Source organism: Streptomyces sp. NPDC096136 (assembly GCF_044763325.1).
Lineage (GTDB): Bacteria > Actinomycetota > Actinomycetes > Streptomycetales > Streptomycetaceae > Streptomyces.
The window spans coordinates 112,735-130,819 of sequence record NZ_JBIWFZ010000023.1; the positions used below are offsets into that span (position 1 = coordinate 112,735).

At 74.6% G+C, this 18,085-nt stretch carries 19 protein-coding genes; 8 read left to right on the plus strand and 11 right to left on the minus strand.

Annotated features, from left to right (window positions below):
- Positions 1–2: 2 nt before the first annotated feature.
- The 3 genes from ACIRBY_RS32980 to ACIRBY_RS32990 are packed head-to-tail and all read right to left on the minus strand — an operon-like array spanning position 3 to position 2,959.
- Positions 3–434: a nuclear transport factor 2 family protein gene (locus tag ACIRBY_RS32980; protein WP_403907627.1), complete on the minus strand. Its 432-nt coding sequence runs from the start codon at positions 432–434 to the stop codon at positions 3–5.
- 34 nt (positions 435–468) lie between these two features.
- Positions 469–2,115: a thiamine pyrophosphate-binding protein gene (locus ACIRBY_RS32985; protein ID WP_403907629.1), complete on the minus strand. Its 1,647-nt coding sequence runs from the start codon at positions 2,113–2,115 to the stop codon at positions 469–471.
- Between the two features lie 19 nt (positions 2,116–2,134).
- Positions 2,135–2,959: a type 1 glutamine amidotransferase domain-containing protein gene (locus ACIRBY_RS32990; RefSeq protein ID WP_403907631.1), complete on the minus strand. Its 825-nt coding sequence runs from the start codon at positions 2,957–2,959 to the stop codon at positions 2,135–2,137.
- A gap of 276 nt (positions 2,960–3,235) precedes the next feature.
- Between ACIRBY_RS32990 and ACIRBY_RS32995 the strand changes: the two genes are divergently transcribed.
- The 5 genes from ACIRBY_RS32995 to ACIRBY_RS33015 all read left to right on the plus strand — a co-directional run bounded on the left by ACIRBY_RS32995 (position 3,236) and on the right by ACIRBY_RS33015 (position 6,667).
- Positions 3,236–3,508, plus strand: a complete 273-nt coding sequence (locus tag ACIRBY_RS32995; protein WP_403907633.1) for a UBP-type zinc finger domain-containing protein — start codon at positions 3,236–3,238, stop codon at positions 3,506–3,508.
- A complete protein-coding gene (locus ACIRBY_RS33000; protein WP_403907635.1) occupies positions 3,505–5,235 on the plus strand; it encodes an FAD-dependent oxidoreductase in 1,731 nt (576 codons plus the stop codon). The genes ACIRBY_RS32995 and ACIRBY_RS33000 overlap by 4 nt, the downstream gene beginning before the upstream one ends.
- A 61-nt stretch (positions 5,236–5,296) precedes the next feature.
- The gene (locus ACIRBY_RS33005; RefSeq protein ID WP_403907637.1) at positions 5,297–5,788 is read left to right on the plus strand and encodes a hypothetical protein; all 492 of its coding nucleotides are present in this window, start codon (positions 5,297–5,299) and stop codon (positions 5,786–5,788) included.
- Positions 5,789–5,864: 76 nt separating this feature from the next.
- Positions 5,865–6,194, plus strand: coding sequence for a putative quinol monooxygenase (locus tag ACIRBY_RS33010; RefSeq protein WP_388951866.1), 330 nt, complete (start codon positions 5,865–5,867; stop codon positions 6,192–6,194).
- Positions 6,191–6,667: a group II truncated hemoglobin gene (locus tag ACIRBY_RS33015; protein WP_403907639.1), complete on the plus strand. Its 477-nt coding sequence runs from the start codon at positions 6,191–6,193 to the stop codon at positions 6,665–6,667. The genes ACIRBY_RS33010 and ACIRBY_RS33015 overlap by 4 nt, the downstream gene beginning before the upstream one ends.
- 79 nt (positions 6,668–6,746) lie before the next feature.
- Here ACIRBY_RS33015 and ACIRBY_RS33020 read toward each other — a convergent pair whose 3' ends face one another.
- From ACIRBY_RS33020 to rpe, 4 genes are all read right to left on the minus strand, one after another.
- Positions 6,747–7,109 carry a barstar family protein gene (locus ACIRBY_RS33020; protein WP_403907641.1) on the minus strand — a complete coding sequence of 121 codons (363 nt, stop codon included), beginning with the start codon at positions 7,107–7,109 and terminating at the stop codon, positions 6,747–6,749.
- On the minus strand, positions 7,106–7,543 hold the full coding sequence (locus ACIRBY_RS33025; RefSeq protein ID WP_403907643.1) for a ribonuclease domain-containing protein: 438 nt from the start codon (positions 7,541–7,543) through the stop codon (positions 7,106–7,108). The genes ACIRBY_RS33020 and ACIRBY_RS33025 overlap by 4 nt, the downstream gene beginning before the upstream one ends.
- Before the next feature lie 63 nt (positions 7,544–7,606).
- Positions 7,607–8,623 carry a sugar-binding transcriptional regulator gene (locus ACIRBY_RS33030; RefSeq protein WP_045946176.1) on the minus strand — a complete coding sequence of 339 codons (1,017 nt, stop codon included), beginning with the start codon at positions 8,621–8,623 and terminating at the stop codon, positions 7,607–7,609.
- A gap of 138 nt (positions 8,624–8,761) precedes the next feature.
- Positions 8,762–9,448: a ribulose-phosphate 3-epimerase gene (gene rpe / locus ACIRBY_RS33035; RefSeq protein WP_403907645.1), complete on the minus strand. Its 687-nt coding sequence runs from the start codon at positions 9,446–9,448 to the stop codon at positions 8,762–8,764.
- 134 nt (positions 9,449–9,582) lie between these two features.
- Between rpe and ACIRBY_RS33040 the strand changes: the two genes are divergently transcribed.
- On the plus strand, positions 9,583–10,848 hold the full coding sequence (locus ACIRBY_RS33040; protein ID WP_403907647.1) for an MFS transporter: 1,266 nt from the start codon (positions 9,583–9,585) through the stop codon (positions 10,846–10,848).
- A 16-nt stretch (positions 10,849–10,864) separates the two neighbouring features.
- Entirely contained in the window at positions 10,865–11,944 is a 1,080-nt protein-coding gene (locus ACIRBY_RS33045; protein ID WP_403907669.1) for an amidohydrolase family protein, read from the plus strand.
- 3 nt (positions 11,945–11,947) lie between these two features.
- On the opposite strand, the gene ACIRBY_RS33050 is transcribed toward ACIRBY_RS33045, so the two are convergent.
- Positions 11,948–13,414 (minus strand): RsmB/NOP family class I SAM-dependent RNA methyltransferase, encoded by a 1,467-nt coding sequence (locus ACIRBY_RS33050; protein WP_403907649.1) that lies wholly within the window; start codon positions 13,412–13,414, stop codon positions 11,948–11,950.
- Between the two features lie 167 nt (positions 13,415–13,581).
- Positions 13,582–14,526, minus strand: coding sequence for a methionyl-tRNA formyltransferase (gene fmt / locus ACIRBY_RS33055; protein ID WP_403907651.1), 945 nt, complete (start codon positions 14,524–14,526; stop codon positions 13,582–13,584).
- Positions 14,527–14,774: 248 nt separating this feature from the next.
- Here fmt and ACIRBY_RS33060 point away from each other — a divergent pair, with 248 nt between their 5' ends.
- Positions 14,775–15,293 carry a hypothetical protein gene (locus ACIRBY_RS33060; RefSeq protein ID WP_403907653.1) on the plus strand — a complete coding sequence of 173 codons (519 nt, stop codon included), beginning with the start codon at positions 14,775–14,777 and terminating at the stop codon, positions 15,291–15,293.
- A 317-nt stretch (positions 15,294–15,610) separates the two neighbouring features.
- On the opposite strand, the gene ACIRBY_RS33065 is transcribed toward ACIRBY_RS33060, so the two are convergent.
- Together ACIRBY_RS33065 and ACIRBY_RS33070 are read right to left on the minus strand one after the other, a co-directional pair.
- Complete coding sequence (locus ACIRBY_RS33065) at positions 15,611–17,731, minus strand: primosomal protein N' (RefSeq protein WP_403907655.1); 2,121 nt, start codon at positions 17,729–17,731, stop codon at positions 15,611–15,613.
- A 228-nt stretch (positions 17,732–17,959) separates the two neighbouring features.
- Positions 17,960–18,085: methionine adenosyltransferase domain-containing protein (locus tag ACIRBY_RS33070; protein WP_366083555.1), on the minus strand; the 126-nt coding region annotated here is incomplete at its 5' end.

Consider the following 18,085-nt stretch of genomic DNA (forward strand, 5'->3'; position numbering starts at 1 on the left):
TCTCAGAGCGAGCCCGAACCGGGCATCGGCGTCAGTTCGTTGACGGTGTACTGCTTGATCCGCGGTCCGTCCGCGCCCGCCACCACGGTCCAGGTCTGGTCGGCGTCGAAGCCGATCCACTGGCTGCGGGCGGCCGGCGCGTCCCAGATCTTGGCCTGCCAGTTGACGAGGACGCGGACGACCGCCCGGTCCCCCTCGATCACCGGCTCCACCTTGGTGACCGTGTGCACCTCGTCGAAGAAGCGGTGGACGGCGGCGTCGTACCAGCGGGCGAAGCCCTGGTGGCCGAGGAAGGTGTCCTCGGGGACCTTGAGCTCCAGGTCCTCGGTGACGAGGGCGCGGACCTGCTCCAGCGGGAGGTGGCGGTCCAGGGCCACGTACCAGTTCTCGGTGAAGGTGCGGATCGCGTCTTCGGTCAGCCGCTCGGCGGGCATGCGGTCTCCTCCTGTTCGGTGGGGTCCGGTCGGTTCAGATCTGGACGTCGACGAGGAACGGGCCGGGGTGGGCCAGCATCCGGTCCACGGCGGCCGCCGCCTCGTCCGGCTTCTCCACCCGCGTCCCGTCGGCGCCCAGCGCCCGGGCCAGCCCCGCGAAGTCGATCTCGGGGCGGGAGAGGTCGAAGGAGCCCGGGAAGGGGTGCTCGGCGATGTCCCGCTCGCGCCAGTACTGGGCGATGTTGTCGTCGAGCAGCCGGTACTTGCGGTTGTTGCAGACCACGAACTTGGCGTCGATCCCGTGCCGGACCGCCGTCCACAGCGCCTGGTAGGTGTACATCGATCCGCCGTCGCCCGCGAAGCCGACGACGAGCCGGTCCGGGCGGGCCAGCTTGGCGCCGACCGCCCCCGGGAAGCCGACGCCCAGGGAGCCGCCCCGGGTGAGGTGGTAGTCGCCCGGGCGCTCCGGCGGCAGGTGGCGGGTGACCAGCGGGGAGGTGGTCAGGGCCTCGTCGAAGACGATCAGGTCCCCGCGGGTGCGCTCGGCCAGGGTCCGCAGGAAGACGGCCATCGGCGTGTCGTCGTCCGGGGACGCCTGCCCGGCGGTGTCGGCCCGCTCCCGGGTCCGCGCCTCCAGCCGGGCGGCCGCGGCCGCCCGCCGGGCCGGGGTCAGCCGGTGTTCCAGTACGCCGGCCAGCGCGCGCAGCGCCTGGCGCGGGTCGGCGGCCAGCCCGAGGTCGACGGGGTGGTTCTTGGCGATCTCGTAGGCGTTCAGGTCGATGTGCACGACCCTGGCGCCGGGCCGGAAGGGGTTCTCCAGTTCGGGGAACACCTCGGGGAAGACGTAGGTGCCGACGATCAGCACCCCGTCCGCCTCGCCGACCAGCTCCTTGCTGTGCGGGCCGAACATGTGGCCCGTCTGGCCGCGGCGCAGCGGGTGCGAGGCGGCGATGTTCACCTCGGAGGAGTCGACCTCGTACACGTCGGCGCCCAGCAGCTCGGCGACGGCGGCGAGTTCGGCCTGCGCCCCGGAGAGCGCGACCCCGTCCCCGACGAGGACCAGCGGGCGTTCGGCGCCGGCGAGGAGCTCGGCCGCGCGGCCCACCGAGGCGGGCGAGGGCGCCACGTCGGTGAGCGGGACCGTGGCGGGCAGGACGGGCTCGGAGTTGGGCTCGTCCAGCACGTCCATGGGCAGGGCCACGAACACCGGTCCGCGCGGCGGGGTGAGGGCGATCTTCACGGCCCGCCGGATGGTGCGCAGCACGGACCGGGGGTCGGTGACCCGGGTCGCGTACTTGGTGACGGGTCTGGCCATGGCCACCAGGTCGCAGGCCATCTGGGCGTCCATGGCGTCGTAGCGCACCCCGGCGTCGCCGGCGACCACGACCAGCGGGGTGTGGCCGCGCAGCGACTGGTAGAGCATGCCGATGCCGTTGCCCAGCCCCACGCCGGAGTGCAGCTGGAGCAGGGCCGCACCGCCGGTGGCCCGGGCGTAGCCGTCGGCGATGCCGGCGGCCACGGTCTCCTGGAGGGCCAGGACGTACTGGAAGTCCGCCGCCGCGTCGACCGCGTCGAGGAATCCCTGTTCCACCGTTCCCGGATTTCCGAACATCACCGTCAGGCCGTCGGCCTTGAACTGCTCGATCAGCCTTTCCCGTCCGGGAGTGGCTTCGGAATTCATCGGACTCCCCCTCATTCCCCTACCACCCGTAACGGGTGAGGCCGTTCTCCAGGACTTCCACGATCTTCTGCCCCGTGAGATACGAGTCGGGGGTGGAGCGGCCGGTGACGAAGGGGTAGTCGACAATCACCGACAGGGGGTGGCCGAAATTCCCGTGATAGGCGCCGCGCGGGCCGGTCGCGTCGCGCAGGATGTACTCCAGCGGGTACGGCGGCGGGCCCATGTTGAAGTCGGTGCCGAGGAATCCGGTGCCGTCCTTGTAGTCGTACTCCTTGCAGTGGCCCGTGACGTGCTTGCCCCAGATGATGCTCTTGCGGTCGCCCCAGTCGCGGGCGAAGGCCAGGCAGGCGACGCCGTAGCACTCGGCGGCGACGACCTTGCCGGCGTTCTTGAAGGCCAGGATCAGGGCGTGGACCCGCTCGTTGTTGGCGAGGTCGACGATGGGACCGCTGCCGCCGACGATGAGGACCGCGTCGTAGCCGGCGATGTCGGCCTGGAGCTTCTCCAGGTCCCGGTGGTACTGCTCCAGCTTGCGCAGGTACGCGCCGTCGCTCGTGTACGGGCGCTCCGGCACCCACGCCTCGATGTCGAGGGGCGTGTCGAGGCGGTTCGACTGCTCGAACTCCCGGCCCAGGCGGGCGTTCTCCTCCGAGGTGACCGAGCGGCCGAGCGGAGGGTCGACGAAGTTCGGGTCGAGGCTCGGCGGAAGCGCGTGGGCGCGCTTTCCGGTCGGCGTGGCGAATGTGATCTCGTAGCCCTGCTCGTCGAACTTCGAAACGGGACCGATCAGTTCCTCGGACCAGTATCCGTGTTCGGAGACAATGACCAGAATCTTTCTGCTCACGGATTCCTCCAGGCGCGGCCTGTTGTCGTTTGCGTTCACCACACTGCGTGCGCCCGGAGCTCGCGTCAAAGGGCCGGAATGCGACTTCGTGAGGTAGCGGGCAAGGTGGTGACGACACCTCACCTAGTAGTCCGGCGAGGTCAGGAAGTACGCGCCGGACTTCCTGACCTCGGCCGGATCGCTGAACCAATTCAAGATCCCCGACTTATGGTCTGGACGCGCCGTGATGCGCGGGGCGCGCCGGGTCAGGAGTGCGTGAGGAGAGGGACGGGGACGATGACGAAGGACCTGTTGTGCACACACATCGACCAGATACGTCCGGTGAAGCCATCAGCCGAGGGCTGCGAGGAGTGCCTGCGCCTGGGGGACGCCTGGGTGCACCTGCGGATGTGCCTGAGCTGCGGGCACGTCGGATGCTGCGACTCCTCGAAGAACCGTCACGCCACCCGGCACTACCGGGCGAGCTCCCACCCGATCGCGGCCTCGCACGAGCCCGGTGAGGACTGGGCCTGGTGCTACGCCGACCAGTTGATGCTGGAGCCGGCGTGAGCGCGGCCCAGGGGAGCCCCGCCTCCCCCGCCACGAGCACGGCCGCCGCTCCCGAGCGGGCGGAGAGCCGCAAGCCCGTGATCCTGGCCGTCGACGACGACCCGCAGGTGCTGCGGGCCGTCCGCCGCGACCTGCGCAGCGCCTACGGGGACCGCTACCGGGTGCTGGGCGCCTCCTCGGCCGCCGACGCCCTGAAGATCCTGGACTCCCTCGACGAGCGCGGCCACGACCCCGCGCTGTTCCTCGTCGACCAGCGGATGCCCGACGTCACGGGCGTGGAGTTCCTGCTGGAGGCGGTCAGCCGGTTCCCGGACGCCCGCCGGGTGCTGCTGACCGCGTACGCGGAGACCGACGCGGCCATCACGGCCATCAACCGGGTCCGGCTGGACTACTACCTGCTCAAGCCCTGGGACCCGCCGCACGAGCGGCTCTTCCCGGTCCTGGACGACCTGCTGTCGGACTGGCTCGCCACCTACCGGCCGGCCTACGACGGGATCATCGTCGCGGGCCACCTGGTCTCCCCCGGCACCCACGCTGTGCGGGACTTCTTCACCCGCAACGGGCAGCCGTTCCGCTTCCTGAACGTCGAGCGGGACCCCGAGGCGCTGACGGTGATCGCCGACGCGCGGGCCGGGGCGGCGCTGCCGCTGGTGCGCTTCCCGGACGGCTCGGTGCTCTCGGCCCCGACCGACACGGAACTCGCCCGGCGCCTGGGCCTGTCCACCACGGCGTCCCGCCCGCACTACGAGTGCGTGATCGTCGGCGCCGGCCCGGCGGGGCTCGCCGCCGGGGTGTACGCGGCCTCCGAGGGCCTGTCCACGCTGATGCTGGACTCCCGCGCCCCGGGCGGCCAGGCCGGCACCTCCAGCCTGATCGAGAACTACCTCGGCTTCCCCTCGGGCCTCTCCGGCGGCGACCTGACCCGCCGGGCCACCATCCAGGCCTCGCGGTTCGGCGCCGAGATCCTGCACCCGGTGGAGGTGGTCTCCCTCACCCGGGACGACCCGGCGAAGATCCTGACCCTGGCGGACGGGACGGAGATCAGCGCGGAGACGGTGCTGCTGGCGACCGGGGTCTCGTACAACCGCCTGGAGGCTCCCGGCGCGGACCGCTTCGAGGGCGCGGGCCTGTACTACGGGGCGGCGACCACGGAGAGCTCGGCCTGCATCTCGCAGCACGTGTTCATCGTGGGCGGCGCCAACTCGGCCGGGCAGGCGGCGGTGCACTTCGCCAAGTACGCGGCCCGGGTGACCATCCTGGTCCGGGCGGCCTCCCTGGACGCGAGCATGTCCCGCTACCTGATCGACGAGATCGGGCGCACCCCGAACATCGAGGTGAAGGTCCGCACGACGGTCACCGCCCTGCACGGCGGGGAGCACCTGGAGCGGATCACCCTGCACGACGCGGACACCGGCGAGGACCGGGAGGTCCCGGCCCGGTTCATGTTCACGTTCATCGGGGCCCGGCCGCACACGGACTGGCTGTCGGGGGTGGTGGAGCGCGACGAGTACGGCTTCGTCCTCACCGGCTCCGACCTGATCGCCAACGGCGGGGAGCTCCCGGCGGAGTGGAGCCTGGAGCGCGCCCCGTATCCGCTGGAGACCAGCGTCCCCGGGGTCTTCGCGGCGGGCGACGTGCGGGCCCACTCGGTCAAGCGGGTCGCCTCGGGCGTGGGCGAGGGGGCGATGGCGGTCTCCCTGATCCACCGCTACCGCTCGATGGGCTGACGCCGAGAGCGAACGGCCGGGGCCTTGCGATCACGAGGAGAGCGGATGCAACGTTGATTACATGATTACAGCCGAACAGAGCGAGAAGCTCCGCGCGTGGTTCGCCGAGCGCCTGCCGGTGGACGTCTACGAGTCCCTCGTCTCGGTCACCGTCGACCGGGAGGAGATCACCGTCGTCGGCGCCGCCCCGGCGTCCGAGTCGGTCAAGGAGTTCCGCGAGCGCACCCGCGAGCAGCGCATGGAGGTGGCCCGCGAGGCCGAGGAGCTCTACCGCCGCAAGGTCGCCTGGGGCGTGAGGTCGGGTGAGGAGACCGTCCTCTTCACCCACCTCGCGGTCCCGGTCATGACCCGGCTGCGCCAGTCCGAGCGCCAGGTGCTCGACACCCTGGTCGCCGGCGGCGTGGCGCGCAGCCGGGCGGACGCCCTGGCCTGGTGCGTGCGCCTGGTCGGGGAGAACGCGGACGAGTGGCTCCGCGAGCTGCGGGAGTCCCTCGACGAGGTCCAGCGGGTCCGCGCGCAGGGCCCCGACATCCAGAAGTCTCGGCCGGAGTGACGGAAATCCCCACCGGGCACTGATGATCCCGGAAAGTATCCGGGACGACCTGATCCCAGGGAGAGGCACGCACACCATGACCACCACCGTCGAGTACATCCGCTACCGGATCGCCTCGCAGGACCAGCAGGCCTTCGAGGAGGCGTACGCCCGCGCGGCCGAGGCCCTGGCCGCCTCGCCCGAGTGCATCGACTACGAGCTGGCCCACAACACCGAGGACACCGAGCGGTACATCCTGCGGATCCGCTGGACCTCGGTCGACGCCCACCTCAACGGCTTCCGCAAGGGCGAGCACTTCCCGGCCTTCTTCCAGGCGATCCGCCCGTACGTGACGAACATCGAGGAGATGCAGCACTACACCGTCACCGACGTGGTCGGCCCGGGAAAGGCCGCCGGACAGTCATGAGCACCACGCCCACGATCTACGAGTGGATGGGCGGCGCGGAGGCCATGCGGCGGCTCACCGACGCCTTCTACGCCCACGCGCTGCAGGACGAGGTCCTGGCCCCGGTCTTCGCGGGCATGGACGCGGAGCACCCGCAGCACGTCGCGGTCTGGCTGTCGGAGGTCTTCGGCGGCCCGGCCGACTACTCGGCGCACCACGGCGGCCACATGCACATGGCCACCAAGCACCTGGGACGCGGCATCACCGAGCAGCAGCGCCGCCGCTGGGTGGACCTGCTGCTGGACACGGCCGACGAGGTCGGCCTCCCGACGGACCCCGAGTTCCGGGCGGTGTTCGTCTACTACATCGAGTGGGGCACCCGGATGGCCCTGATCTACTCGGGCCCCAACCCGCCGCCGGTGGACGCGGCCAAGGTCCCGGTCTGGTCCTGGGGCCAGACCCCGCCGTGGGTCCCGAAGGCGAAGGACGCGTGAACGAGCAGGCCCCGCGGCCCGGAAGGGCGCGGGGCCTGCTCCGTGTTCCGTGTTCCGTGTTCGCGTCCCGCGGCCCCGCTCAGCCCGCCAGGACCACCGTGAGCGGCGGCGCCCCCGCCTGCCCCCGCCAGAAGTCCACGGCCTCCTCCAGGACCTCCCCGAGCGTCTCCCAGTCCTCGGCCCGCTCCGCGGCGTACCCGCGCCAGGAGGTCACCGCCAGCAGCCGCCCCGGCGCGTCCGGCAGCCAGGACAGGTCGATCAGCGCGTCGGCCAGCGCGTCCCAGTTCCCGCCGAACCACTCGGGCACCGCCAGGGCCGCCCCGCAGCGCCGCATCAGCGCCGCCTTGCTGCGCACGCCGTCCAGGTCCAGCCGTACGGTCGTCCAGCCGGCCCCCTCGGCCGCGGCGAGGGCGGGGGCGAGCGGCTGCGGGTCGAGGGTCATCGGAGAACCGCCCTGAAGGTGTCGTAGTGGTCGTCCGTGTAGTAGAACTCGCCGCCCTCGCCCGTGACGATGCGGCGGGCCCCGCGGTCGCGCTCCCCGGGGGTCCTGACCGTGTACTCGTGGTAGTAGCCGCGCTTCTGCTTCGGCAGGGCCTTCTCGAAGTTCCCGAAGACGGTCCCGTCCTGCCGGTAGGCGTACGGGCCGCCCTGGTCGATCAGCGCGAGCACCTCGCGCGCCTGCGGGGGCAGCGCGTCGGCCCGTACGGTGGACATCCCCTTCGCCCAGGACGGCGCCGGGGCGGCACTGGCCCCCGTACCGGCGGGCGCGGCCTGCCGGGGCGCGCCGCCGCAGGCCGCGGCTCCCGCCAGCGCGACGCACAGGAACAGGGCCCCCAGCGCGCGCAGCAACGACCGGGGCACGTTCCGAAAGATCATGCGCCGATCGTGCCAAATATCCGTTTTATTGGCGAATCGCCGGGCGGGGGCCCGCCGCTCGGACTAGAGCTCGTCCGGATCGGCCCGTTCCAGCGCCGGCCGCAGCCCCGGCGCGGACTCGGTCAGCAGGTAGTCCGCCACCGCCGTGTCCGTGACCAGGCTGGTCACGAGCCCGGATCTGAGCACCGCGCCGATCGCGGCGGCCTTGCGCAGTCCGCCCGCGATCGCCACGACCTCGGGGATCCGGCGCAGCCGGTCGGCCTCGACGGTGATGCACCGCTCGCCGAGGTCCCGGCCGACCCGGCGGCCCTCCGCGTCGAACAGGTGGGCCGACATCTCGGCCGCCACGCCCAGCGAGGCGTAGTGCGCCCGCTCCTCGTCCGTGAGCATGTCGTGCACGGTCGAGATGCCCGGCTCCCAGGAGCCGATGGACACGGCCGCCACGGTGACCTTGTCGAAGTACTCGAAGGCCCGCGCGATGCCCGTCTGGTTGCGCAGCGCCGCCGCCGTCGCCGGGTCCGGCAGCAGCATCGGCGCGTAGATGGGGTGCGCGTCCCCGCCGGAGACCTGCGCGGCGCGCCGCACGGCCTCCACGGACCCGCGCTCGGCCGTCCCCGCGTCGTACACGCCGGTCAGCTGGACGACGGTGCACGGCGGGAGCCGGTGCAGGGAGGCGGCCATGTGGATGGTCGACCGGCCCCACGCCAGCCCCAGGACGTCGCCCTCGTTGACGAGCTCGCCCAGCAGGTCGGCCGCGACCGCGCCGAGGTTCTCCGGATCGGGCGCGTCCTCGCTCGCGTCGGCCGGGGACTCCACCACGACGGCGTGCCGCAGCCCGTACCGGGCGCGGAGCGCGTCCGAGCGCTCCGCGTCCAGTTCCGCCGGTACCCGGATCTCGATGCGGACGAGGTCGCGTTCGAGGGCCGTCTCCAGGACCCGGGCCACCTTGAAGCGGCTCACGCCGAACTCCTCGGCGATCTGGATCTTGGACTTGCCCTCCAGGTAGAAGCGGCGCGCCATGGCCGCCGCCTGCACCAGCTCCGCGGGTCCCATCCGCAGGGCTGACCGTCCCGCCGACATTGCAGACACCGCGCTCTCCTCACTGCTGTTCACACTGTCGTGTTCACACTCTCGACTCGCCGTTCATCCTGTCAGATCCAACGGCCATTGATCAGCCTGGACGGCTTCCGTTCACCGAGCCGTTCACCAACGCTTGTCTCAGTGGTCGCAGGCCCAGGGCGCCGCCGCGATCGCCGCACCCGCCTGGTCACGCAGAGTCCGCACCGCGGCGGCCGGATCCACCGCCCCGTAGACCGCGCTTCCGGCCACGAACACGTCGGCGCCGGCCTCCGCGACCCGCTCGATCGTCGTGGCCGAGACCCCGCCGTCGACCTGGAGCCACAGGTCCAGTCCGTGCTTGGCGATCAGCTCCCGGGTCCGGCGGACCTTGGGCAGCATGATGTCGAGGAAGGACTGGCCGCCGAAGCCTGGCTCGACCGTCATGATCAGCACCATGTCGAGCTCGGGGAGGATGTCCTCGTACTGCTCGATCGGCGTGCCGGGCTTGAGCGCCATGGCCGCCCGGGCGCCCAGGGCACGGATCTCGCGCGCGAGGCGCACCGGCGCCGCCGCGGCCTCGGCGTGGAAGGTCACCGAGCCGGCGCCGGCCTCCACGTACTGCGGCGCCCAGCGGTCGGGGTCCTCGATCATGAGGTGCAGGTCGAGCGGGGTCTGCGTGGCGCGGCTCAGGGACTCCACGACCGGGACGCCGAGGGTGAGGTTCGGGACGAAGTGGTTGTCCATGACGTCGACGTGCAGCCAGTCGGCCCCCTCGACGGCCTTCGCCTCCTCGGCGAGACGGGCGAAGTCGGCGGACAGGATGCTGGGATTGATCTGAACGGCCATGCCCCAAGCCTGCCATGCCCCCGGCCACTTCAGGCCACGGCCCCGGAACTCGCGGTTCTCTTAGCAGCGCTTAAGTGACGACGGCCCGGATACCCGCTTGTACTTCGCGGTGGAGTGTGACCACAACTACACCCATGACGACCGCCGACGCATCCCCCCGGCCGACCGGCTCGCCCTGCCCGCCCCCGGCCGGCGCCGGCCCCTGGCGCATCCCGGACTTCCGCGCCCTCTTCGGCGCCGCGACCCTGAGCCAGTTCGCCGCCAACACCGGCTACATCGCCGTCCCGCTGCTCGCCCTGACCGCCCTCGACGCGAGCGCCGCCCAGGTCGGCGCGCTCGCGGCGCTGTCCACCGCCGCCTTCCTGCTCATCGGCCTGCCTGCAGGCGCGTGGGTCGACCGGCTGCCCGTCCGCCGGGTCCTGATCACCGCCGACCTCGCCCGGGCGGCCCTCGTCGCCTCCCTCCCGCTGGCCTGGTGGGCGGACCGGCTCACCCTCCCCCACCTGTACGCCGTCGCCCTGCTGTCCGGCTGCGCCGCCGTGTTCGGCGAGGTCGGCTCCCAGAGCGTCCTGCCCCGCCTGGTGGGCCGGGACGGCCTGGTACGGGCCAACGCCGCCCTGGTGACGCTGACGGCCGTGGCCAACATCGCCGGCCGGGGGGTCGGCGGGACCCTGATCGCCTCGCTGACCGCCCCCGCAGCGCTGGCCTGCGCCGCCCTCGGCCACCTCGGCTCCGCGCTCGGGCTGCTGCGCCTGCGCCCCCTCCCGGAGCCGTCCGCCACCGCGCGGACCCCGCTGCGCACCCAGGTCTCGGAAGGGCTGCGGCACGTACTGGGCCACCCGGAGCTGCGCGCCCTGGCGCTGACGGCGAGCCTGAACAACCTGGGCGGGGCGGTGGTCAATGCGATGCTCCCGGTGCTCTTCGTCCGCGAGCTGGGGCTGTCCGCCACCGCGCTCGGCCTGTTCTGGGCGGCGGGCGGCGCGGGGCTGCTGTGCGGGGCCCGGCTGGCCCGGCCCTTCGCCGCCCGGGCCGGCTACGGCCGGGCCCTGACGCTGAGCCTGACCCCGGCGGCCCTGCTGGTCCCGCTCGCGGAGCGCGGGCCGTGGCTGTGGGCGGCCGCGGCGGGCTGGCTGGTGTCCACCGTCACGATCGGCTCCGGCAACGTCCTCGGCGTCAGCCTGCGCCAGCACCTGACGCCGGACCCGCTCCTCGGCCGCATGAACGCCACCTTCCGGTGCATGCTGACCGGCGCCCTCGCCCTCGGCTCCGCCGCCTCGGGCCTCCTGGCGGGGCTCACGGACCTGCGGACCGCCCTGTGGGCCGGTACGGCCGTCCTGGCGCTCTCCTTCGTGCCGACCCTGGTGTCCCCCGTCCGCAGCCGTCGTTCCGCGGGACGATGACCGCCCCCGCAACTGCCTGGAGGACGGTGTGAAGACGGCTCTGACCGGCGTACGGGTCTTCGACGGCCGGCGGATCCTCGACCCCGCCACGGTCGTCGTCGACGGCGGGGTGATCGGCACCGACCCCGCCGGGGCCCGGGTGGTCGACTGCGCGGGCGGCGTCCTGCTGCCCGGGCTGATCGACGCCCACGTCCACCTGCGCGGCCCCGGGGACCTCCGCCGGCTGCGCGACCACGGCGTCACCACCGCCCTGGACATGGCCACCTGGCCCCCGGCCCTCGTCGACTCCCTGCGCGGGGTGCCGGGGCTCACGGACGTCCGCAGCCCGGGCACCCTCGCCGTCGCGGCGGGCGGCCCGCACTCCGGCCTGCCCGGGGTGCCCCCGGACAGCGTCGTGACGGGCCCCGGGGACGCGGAGCGGTTCGTCGCGGCCCGGGTCGCCGAGGGCGCCGACTACATCAAGATCGTCGCCGAGCGGCCCGGGCCCGGGGCCCTGGACCAGCCCACCCTCGACGCCCTGGTCGCCGCCGCGCACGCGCACGGCCGCCTCGTCGTCGCCCACGCGGCGGCCGTGGAGGCGTACGCCATGGCCCAGGAGGCCGGGGCCGACGTCCTCACCCACGTCCCCGGGGACCGGGCCCTCGACGCGGCCGCCGCGGCCCGGATGCGCGCCGCCGGACGGGCCGCCGTACCGACCCTGACCATGATGGAGGGTCTCGCCGGGACCGGGCTGCCGGGCGTGGCGTACGCACCGGCCCGGGCGGGCGTCGCCGCCCTGCACCGGGCCGGGGTGCCGGTCCTCGCCGGCACGGACGCCAACGCCACCCCGGGCGTTCCCTTCACCCCGGCGCACGGCAGCAGCCTGCACCACGAGCTGGAACTGCTCGTGGACGCCGGCCTGTCCCCGCGGGAGGCCCTGCGCGCCGCCACGGTCCTGCCCGCCCGCCACTTCGGCCTCACCGACCGGGGCGCGGTCCGCCCCGGCCTGCGCGCCGACCTCGTCCTCCTCGACGGCGACCCGCTGGCGGACATCCGCGCCACCCGCCGCATCCGCCGCGTCTGGTGCGCGGGCACCGGGCACGTACCGGCCGGCTGAGCCCTACGCCGTGCGGCGCAGCAGGGCCAGGTACATGGCGTCCGTGCCGTGCAGGTGCGGCCACAGCTGGACGTCCGGGCCGTCGCCGAGGGCCGGGACGCCCTCCATGTACGGGCGGGCGTCGATCAGTTCGGCCGCCACCGGGAGGTTGCCGGCTCCCCGGCCCTTGAGGACGTCGTCCACCACCACGCGGGTCTCCGCCAGGTGCGGGGAGCAGGTCGCGTAGCCCACGACGCCGCCGATCCGCACCGCCGACAGGGCCTCGCGCAGCAGGGCCCGCTGGAGCGGCGCGAAGCCCTCCAGGTCCTGCGGGCGCCGCCGCCAGCGGGCCTCCGGGCGGCGCCGGAGCGCGCCCAGGCCGGAGCAGGGGACGTCCATCAGCACCCGGTCGAAGGAGCCCGGGCGCCACGGCGGGCGGGTGCCGTCGGCGGCGATCACCTGGTACGGGCCCGGGTTGCCGGACAGCGACCGCTCCACCAGGCGCGCCCGGTGCGGCTGCTTCTCGGAGGCCAGCAGGAACGCACCCCGCTGCGCGGCCAGCGCGCCCAGCAGCGACGCCTTGCCGCCCGGGCCCGCGCAGCCGTCGAGCCAGCGCTCGTCACGGCCCTCGACCGGGGCCGCCGCCAGGGCCATGGCCACCAGCTGGCTGCCCTCGTCCTGGACGCCGGCGCGCCCCTCGCGGACCGCCTCCAGCGCGCCCGGCTCGCCGCCCTCGGCCATCCGGACGGCGTACGGCGACCAGCGGCCGGGCAGCGCCGACTCCTCGCCGAGCGCCTCCACCAGCTCCTCGGGCGTGGACCGGCCCGGCCGCGCCACGAGCGTGACCTCGGGCCGCTCGTTGTCGGCCTCCAGCAGGTCCTCGATCCCGGCGCGCCCGCCGCCCAGGGCGTCCCACAGGGCGCTGACCACCCAGCGGGGGTGGGAGTGGTAGACCGCGAGGTGCTCCTCGGCGTCCTCCTCGTACGGCGGCGCGACCCGCTCCAGCCAGCCGTCCAGGTCGTGGGCGGCGATCTTGCGCAGGACGGCGTTCACGAACTTCGCCCGGCCGTCGCCGAGCACCACCCGGGCCAGCTCCACGCTGGCCGACACCGCGGCGTGCGTGGGGATGCGGGTGCCCAGGAGCTGGTGCGCGCCGAGCGACAGCACGTCCAGGACCGGCGGGTCCACCTCGCGCAGCGGACGGTCGACGCAGGCGGAGATGATCGCGTCGTAGGTGCCCTGGCGGCGCAGGGTCCCGTAGACCAGCTCGGTGGCCAGGGCGGCGTCGCGCGCCTGGAACCGCTCGTCCTGGCGGGCCTTCTTCAGCAGCGGGGGCAGGACGAGGTTCGCGTACGCGTCGCGCTCGTCCACCGCCCGCAGCGCCTCGAAGGCCAGCATCCGGACGGGGTCCTTCTGGGGCCGGCGGTAGGGCTTGGCCGGCCGGCCGCCCGGGGCGGGGCTGCGGCGGGGCTGGGGGGACTTTTCGCTCACGTGAAAGGTGCTCCGGAGGTACGAGGTGCTTCGGGGTACTGCGGTGGTGCGGGTGCGGCGGTGGTGCGGGTGCGGCGGTGGTGCGGGTGCCGCGATGGGGCGGCGGCGGGTACGGCGGTCCTTCGGGTGCCGCGGGCGCCCCCGCCCGGGCGGGGGTGCGGATGGAATCAGCCTACGTCGGCCCCGCCCAGGCGCTCGCCGGGAGCGATGCGCACCCCGCGGGCCCAGTCGGCGCCCTTCATCGGCTTCTTGCCCTGCGGCTGCACCCAGAGCAGCTCGACGGCGTGCGAGCCGGTGCCGACGTACACGTTGTTCTTGGCCGGGGCCAGGGCGCCCGGCGCGAGGTCGGTGCGGTCGGGGACGAGCCCGACGGAGACCAGCTTCAGGCGCTCGCCGCGGAAGACGGTCCACGCGCCCGGCGCCGGGGTGCAGCCGCGCACGACGCGGTCGGCGCGCAGCGCGGGGGCGTTCCAGTCGACGTGGGCGTCCTCGACGGTGATCTTCGGCGCGTGGGACACCCCCTCGGCGGGCTGCTCGACGGCGCGCAGGGTGCCGTCCTCGATGCCGTCCATGGTCGCGGTCAGCAGTCCGGCGCCGGCGAAGGCGAGGCGGGTCAGCAGGTCGCCGCTGGTGTCGGTCGGGCGGATCTCCTCGGTGAGGACCCCGAAGACCGGGCCGGTGTCGAGCCCCTCCTCGATGCGGAAGGTGGAGGCGCCGGTGACCTGGTCGCCGGCCATGATCGACTGCTGGACGGGCGCGGCGCCGCGCCAGGCGGGCAGCAGCGAGAAGTGCAGGTTGACCCATCCGTGGGCGGGGATGTCCAGCGCGCTCTTGGGGAGCAGGGCGCCGTACGCGACGACGGGGCAGCAGTCCGGGGCGATCTCGCGCAGCCGCTCCTGGAACTCCGGATCGCGCGGGCGGACCGGCTTGAGGACCTCGATGCCGGCCTCCTCGGCGCGCTCGGCGACCGGGCTGGCGACCAGCCGGCGGCCGCGGCCGGCCGGTGCGTCGGGCCGGGTGACGACGGCCGCGACCTCGTGCCGCCCGGAGGCGATCAGGGCGTCCAGGGCGGGCACGGCGACCTCGGGGGTGCCTGCGAAGACGAGCTTCACTGGGTCCTACCTCGCTATCTCGGCGTCAGCAGCGGTCCAGTCTAGGGGGCGTGGCCCCCCGCACCCACCGGTGGGACCGGGGGCGTACGCACACACGCGCGCCTCTCGCATATGCCGACACGCCCCCAGGGCGTGACCTGCGCGCACGTTGGCGCGTTGGTCAAGAGAGATTGACCGAAACGGGCCGCGATCAAGAACGGTGTCTGCGGCCCGATCCGCTCTTCAGCACCGGTTCGAGAGGCTTCTCCATGGCCGACCACGCCACCCATGACGCCCAAGCACGGGCCAGTCTGCACCTCCTGGTGCGGGACATCGAGCGGGTTCGCCGGCAGGTGGACGCACTCCGCACGCTCACCGCCCAGCTCGGCAACGTCTACCGCCCGCGCCGCTCCGGGCCCTCCACGGGCTTCGTCGTCTACGGCAGGGCGCCCGCGCCCACCGTCCGCCTCGCCCAGGAACTGCGGGACAGCGTCGAGACGCTCGTCACCGCGGCCGTGGACTTCGACCGCTCCCTCGGCTTCTCCTGGGACGCGGTCGGCTCGGCGCTCGGCGTCACCAAGCAGGCCGTTCACCGCCGCTACGGCGCCCGGCGCGCGCAGGCCGCCGAGGCCGCGGAGCCGTCGGCCGAGGGCACCGCGCCCCGGCCCCTGGGCCCGCTGCCCACGATCCCCGCGGCGCGCTCGGTGCCGCCGCAGCCCGTCCGCGAGGACACCCAGGCCGCAGCCGCGACCCGCCAGTCCGCCTTCCCGGGCCCCCGCAACGGCTGACACCCCCCGCCGCCGGGACGCCGACCCCCGACGGCACGGCCCCTGAGGGCGGCCCTGCGGGGCTGGTCCCCTACCCGCCCTTCCACCGTTCCCCCCCGAGCTACCGCTGGGAGGGGCCCCAGGGGCTTCACCCCTGACCCCGTTGCGCTCAAACGCCGCGCGGGCCGGAATTCGCGCAGCGAAATTCCAGCCCCGCCGGCGTTTGAGGCGCGGGGGTCTGGGGGCGCCCCTCCCAGCGGTAGCTGGCGGAGGAACGGTGGAAGGGCGGGTAGGGGACCCCGCCCCGCGCAGCGGCACCCGCGGCCCCCACCCGGAACTCAGCCGATGTCCGGCGGGTCGATCCGGATCCGGACCGCGTCGGCGACCGCCACCCCCCGGGCCATCCGCGCGGCCTGGGCCGACTTCAGCGCGGCGGCCAGCGCCGCCCCGCTGCCGGGCGGCACCCGGATCAGGGCCCGCTCCCCCGGCGAGGCCTCCCCCCGCCGCCCCGGCAGCGGTACGGGACCCAGCACCTCCGCGTCCGCCGGCAGGGCGGCGGCCCCCAGGAAGGCCTCCAGGGCCTCGGGCCGTCCCGCCACGGCGGCCATCCGCGACACGGGCGGGAACCCCAGCTGGGCCCGCTCCGCCAGCTCCCGGACCGCGTGCCCCACGGGGTCCCAGCGCACCAGGGCCTGGACGGGCCGCAGCGTCGGCTCGGCGACGACCACGACCTGCCCGTCCTCGCGGACCAGCGAGGCTGCGGCGATCCAGCGGCGCAGCGCGTCCTCCCCCGCCCGCAGGTCGGGGCGGGTCAGCATCGCCCAGCCGTCCAGCAGCAGCGCCGCCGCGTACCCGGCGCCCGCCGCGACCGGTTCGGCGCCGGGGGTGGAGACCACCAGCGCCGGGCGGTCCGGCACCTCGTCCAGGACGTGGTCGCGCCCCGAGGTCCGCACGGGCACGGCCGGGAAGGCCCGGCCCAGCTCCTCCGCGGTCCGCCGCGCGCCCACCACCTGGGCCCGCAGCCGGAAGGAGCCGCACTCCTCGCAGTGCCAGGAGGGCTCGCCCCGCCCGCACCAGCCGCAGTGCAGGTCCCGCTCGTCGGGGGCCTCCAGCGGGCCGGCGCACACGGTGCAGCGGGCCGGGGTCCGGCAGCGCTCGCACGCCAGCCGGGGCACGTAACCGCGCCGGGGCACCTGGACCAGTACGGGCCCGCTCCTGAGGCCCTCCCGGACCGTCTCCCAGGCCAGGCTCGGCAGCCGCGCCGCGCGGGCGGCCCCGTCACGGGCCAGCAGCTCGTCGCCGACGGTCCGGACGCGGGGGGCGGCGGCGCGCACCGTCTCCCGGTCGGCGGCCAGCGGGCGGGCCCAGCCGGACTCGACCAGCTGGGCGGCCTCGACCGTGCAGCTGGTGCCGCCGACGAGGAAGCCGCAGCCGTCGGTGACCGCGCGCAGCTCCAGCACCTCGCGGACGTGCGGGAAGGGGGCGTGGTCGTCGCCGTGGCTGGAGTCGCCGTCGTCCCAGACCGCGACGAGCCCGAGGTCCCGTACGGGCGCGAACATGGCGGCCCGGGTGCCTACCACGGCCCGTACCGAGCCCCGGTTGACCGCGAGCCACTCCCGGTAGCGCTTCTCGGGCCCGGAGTCGGCGGTCAGCAGGGCGTGCCTGCCCTCGCCCAGCAGGGCGGTGAGGGCGGCGTCGACCCGGGCGGCGGTGCGCCCGTCGGGTACGACGGCGAGCGCGCCGCGGCCGGAGGCGAGCGCGGCCGCCATGGCCCGGGCCAGCTCGTCGGCCCAGCCGGGGCCGGGCAGGGCGGTCCACACCGCGCGCGGGGTGCCGCCGCCGGCCAGGGCGCGCAGGAAGGCGGTACCGGCGCCGTACCGGGTCCAGCCGCCCGGCTCGGGCACGGGGGGCGGGGGCAGCGGCTCCGGGGAGGGCCTGGCCTCGGCGCGGGCGTTGCGCGGGGGCAGCGCCAGCTGGAGGACGTCGGCCAGGCTGCCCGCGTACCGGTCGGCCACGGCCCGGGCGAGGGCCAGCATGCGGGGGCCGAGGACCACCTCGGGCGAGACGACCTGGGCGAGGGCGGCGAGCGCCCCCTCGTAGTCGGACTCGGCGCACCGCTCGACGATGAACCCGTCGATGAGCCCGCCGCCCTCGCGGCGGCCGCCGTGCACCCGGTGGGCGCCCGCGCCGAAGCGGACCCGGACCCGGACGCCGGGCCGGGCGGTCTCGGAGAGCTCGGCGGGGACGGCGTAGTCGAAGAGCCGGTCGAGGTGGAGGACGCCCTTGTTCACCAGGACGCGGGCCACCGGCAGCTCCTCGGCGAGGGCGGCCCCGCGCCAGGTCCGCGGCTTGGCCTTGGGCGCCTTGGCCTTCGCCTCGGCGACCATGTCCCGGAGCAGTGCGAGCTGTTCCGGCGGGCCGCCGGGGCCGTCTGCGTCGGGTGCGTTCTCGCTGCTCACAGCAGCATTCTTACCAAAGGGCACCGACAGTCGGGGCCCTCCCGAGGTCTCGGCGGGCGGCGGCGGTACCGCGGTCCTTCGCCACCGGGCTCGCGCCCGGCTCGGGATGGAGCCGTCGCCCCTCGCGCTGGAGCGCCCGGGCAGCCCGTGCCGGGCGGACGGGTGCCGCAACGCGGTACCGCCCCGGACCGGTGGGTCCGGGGCGGTACCGGGTGGAGCGGGTGCCGTCTACAGGCCGGCGGCGGCGCGCAGGGCGTCGACGCGGTCGGTGCGCTCCCAGGTGAAGTCGGGGAGCTCGCGGCCGAAGTGGCCGTAGGCGGCGGTCTGCGCGTAGATCGGGCGCAGGAGGTCGAG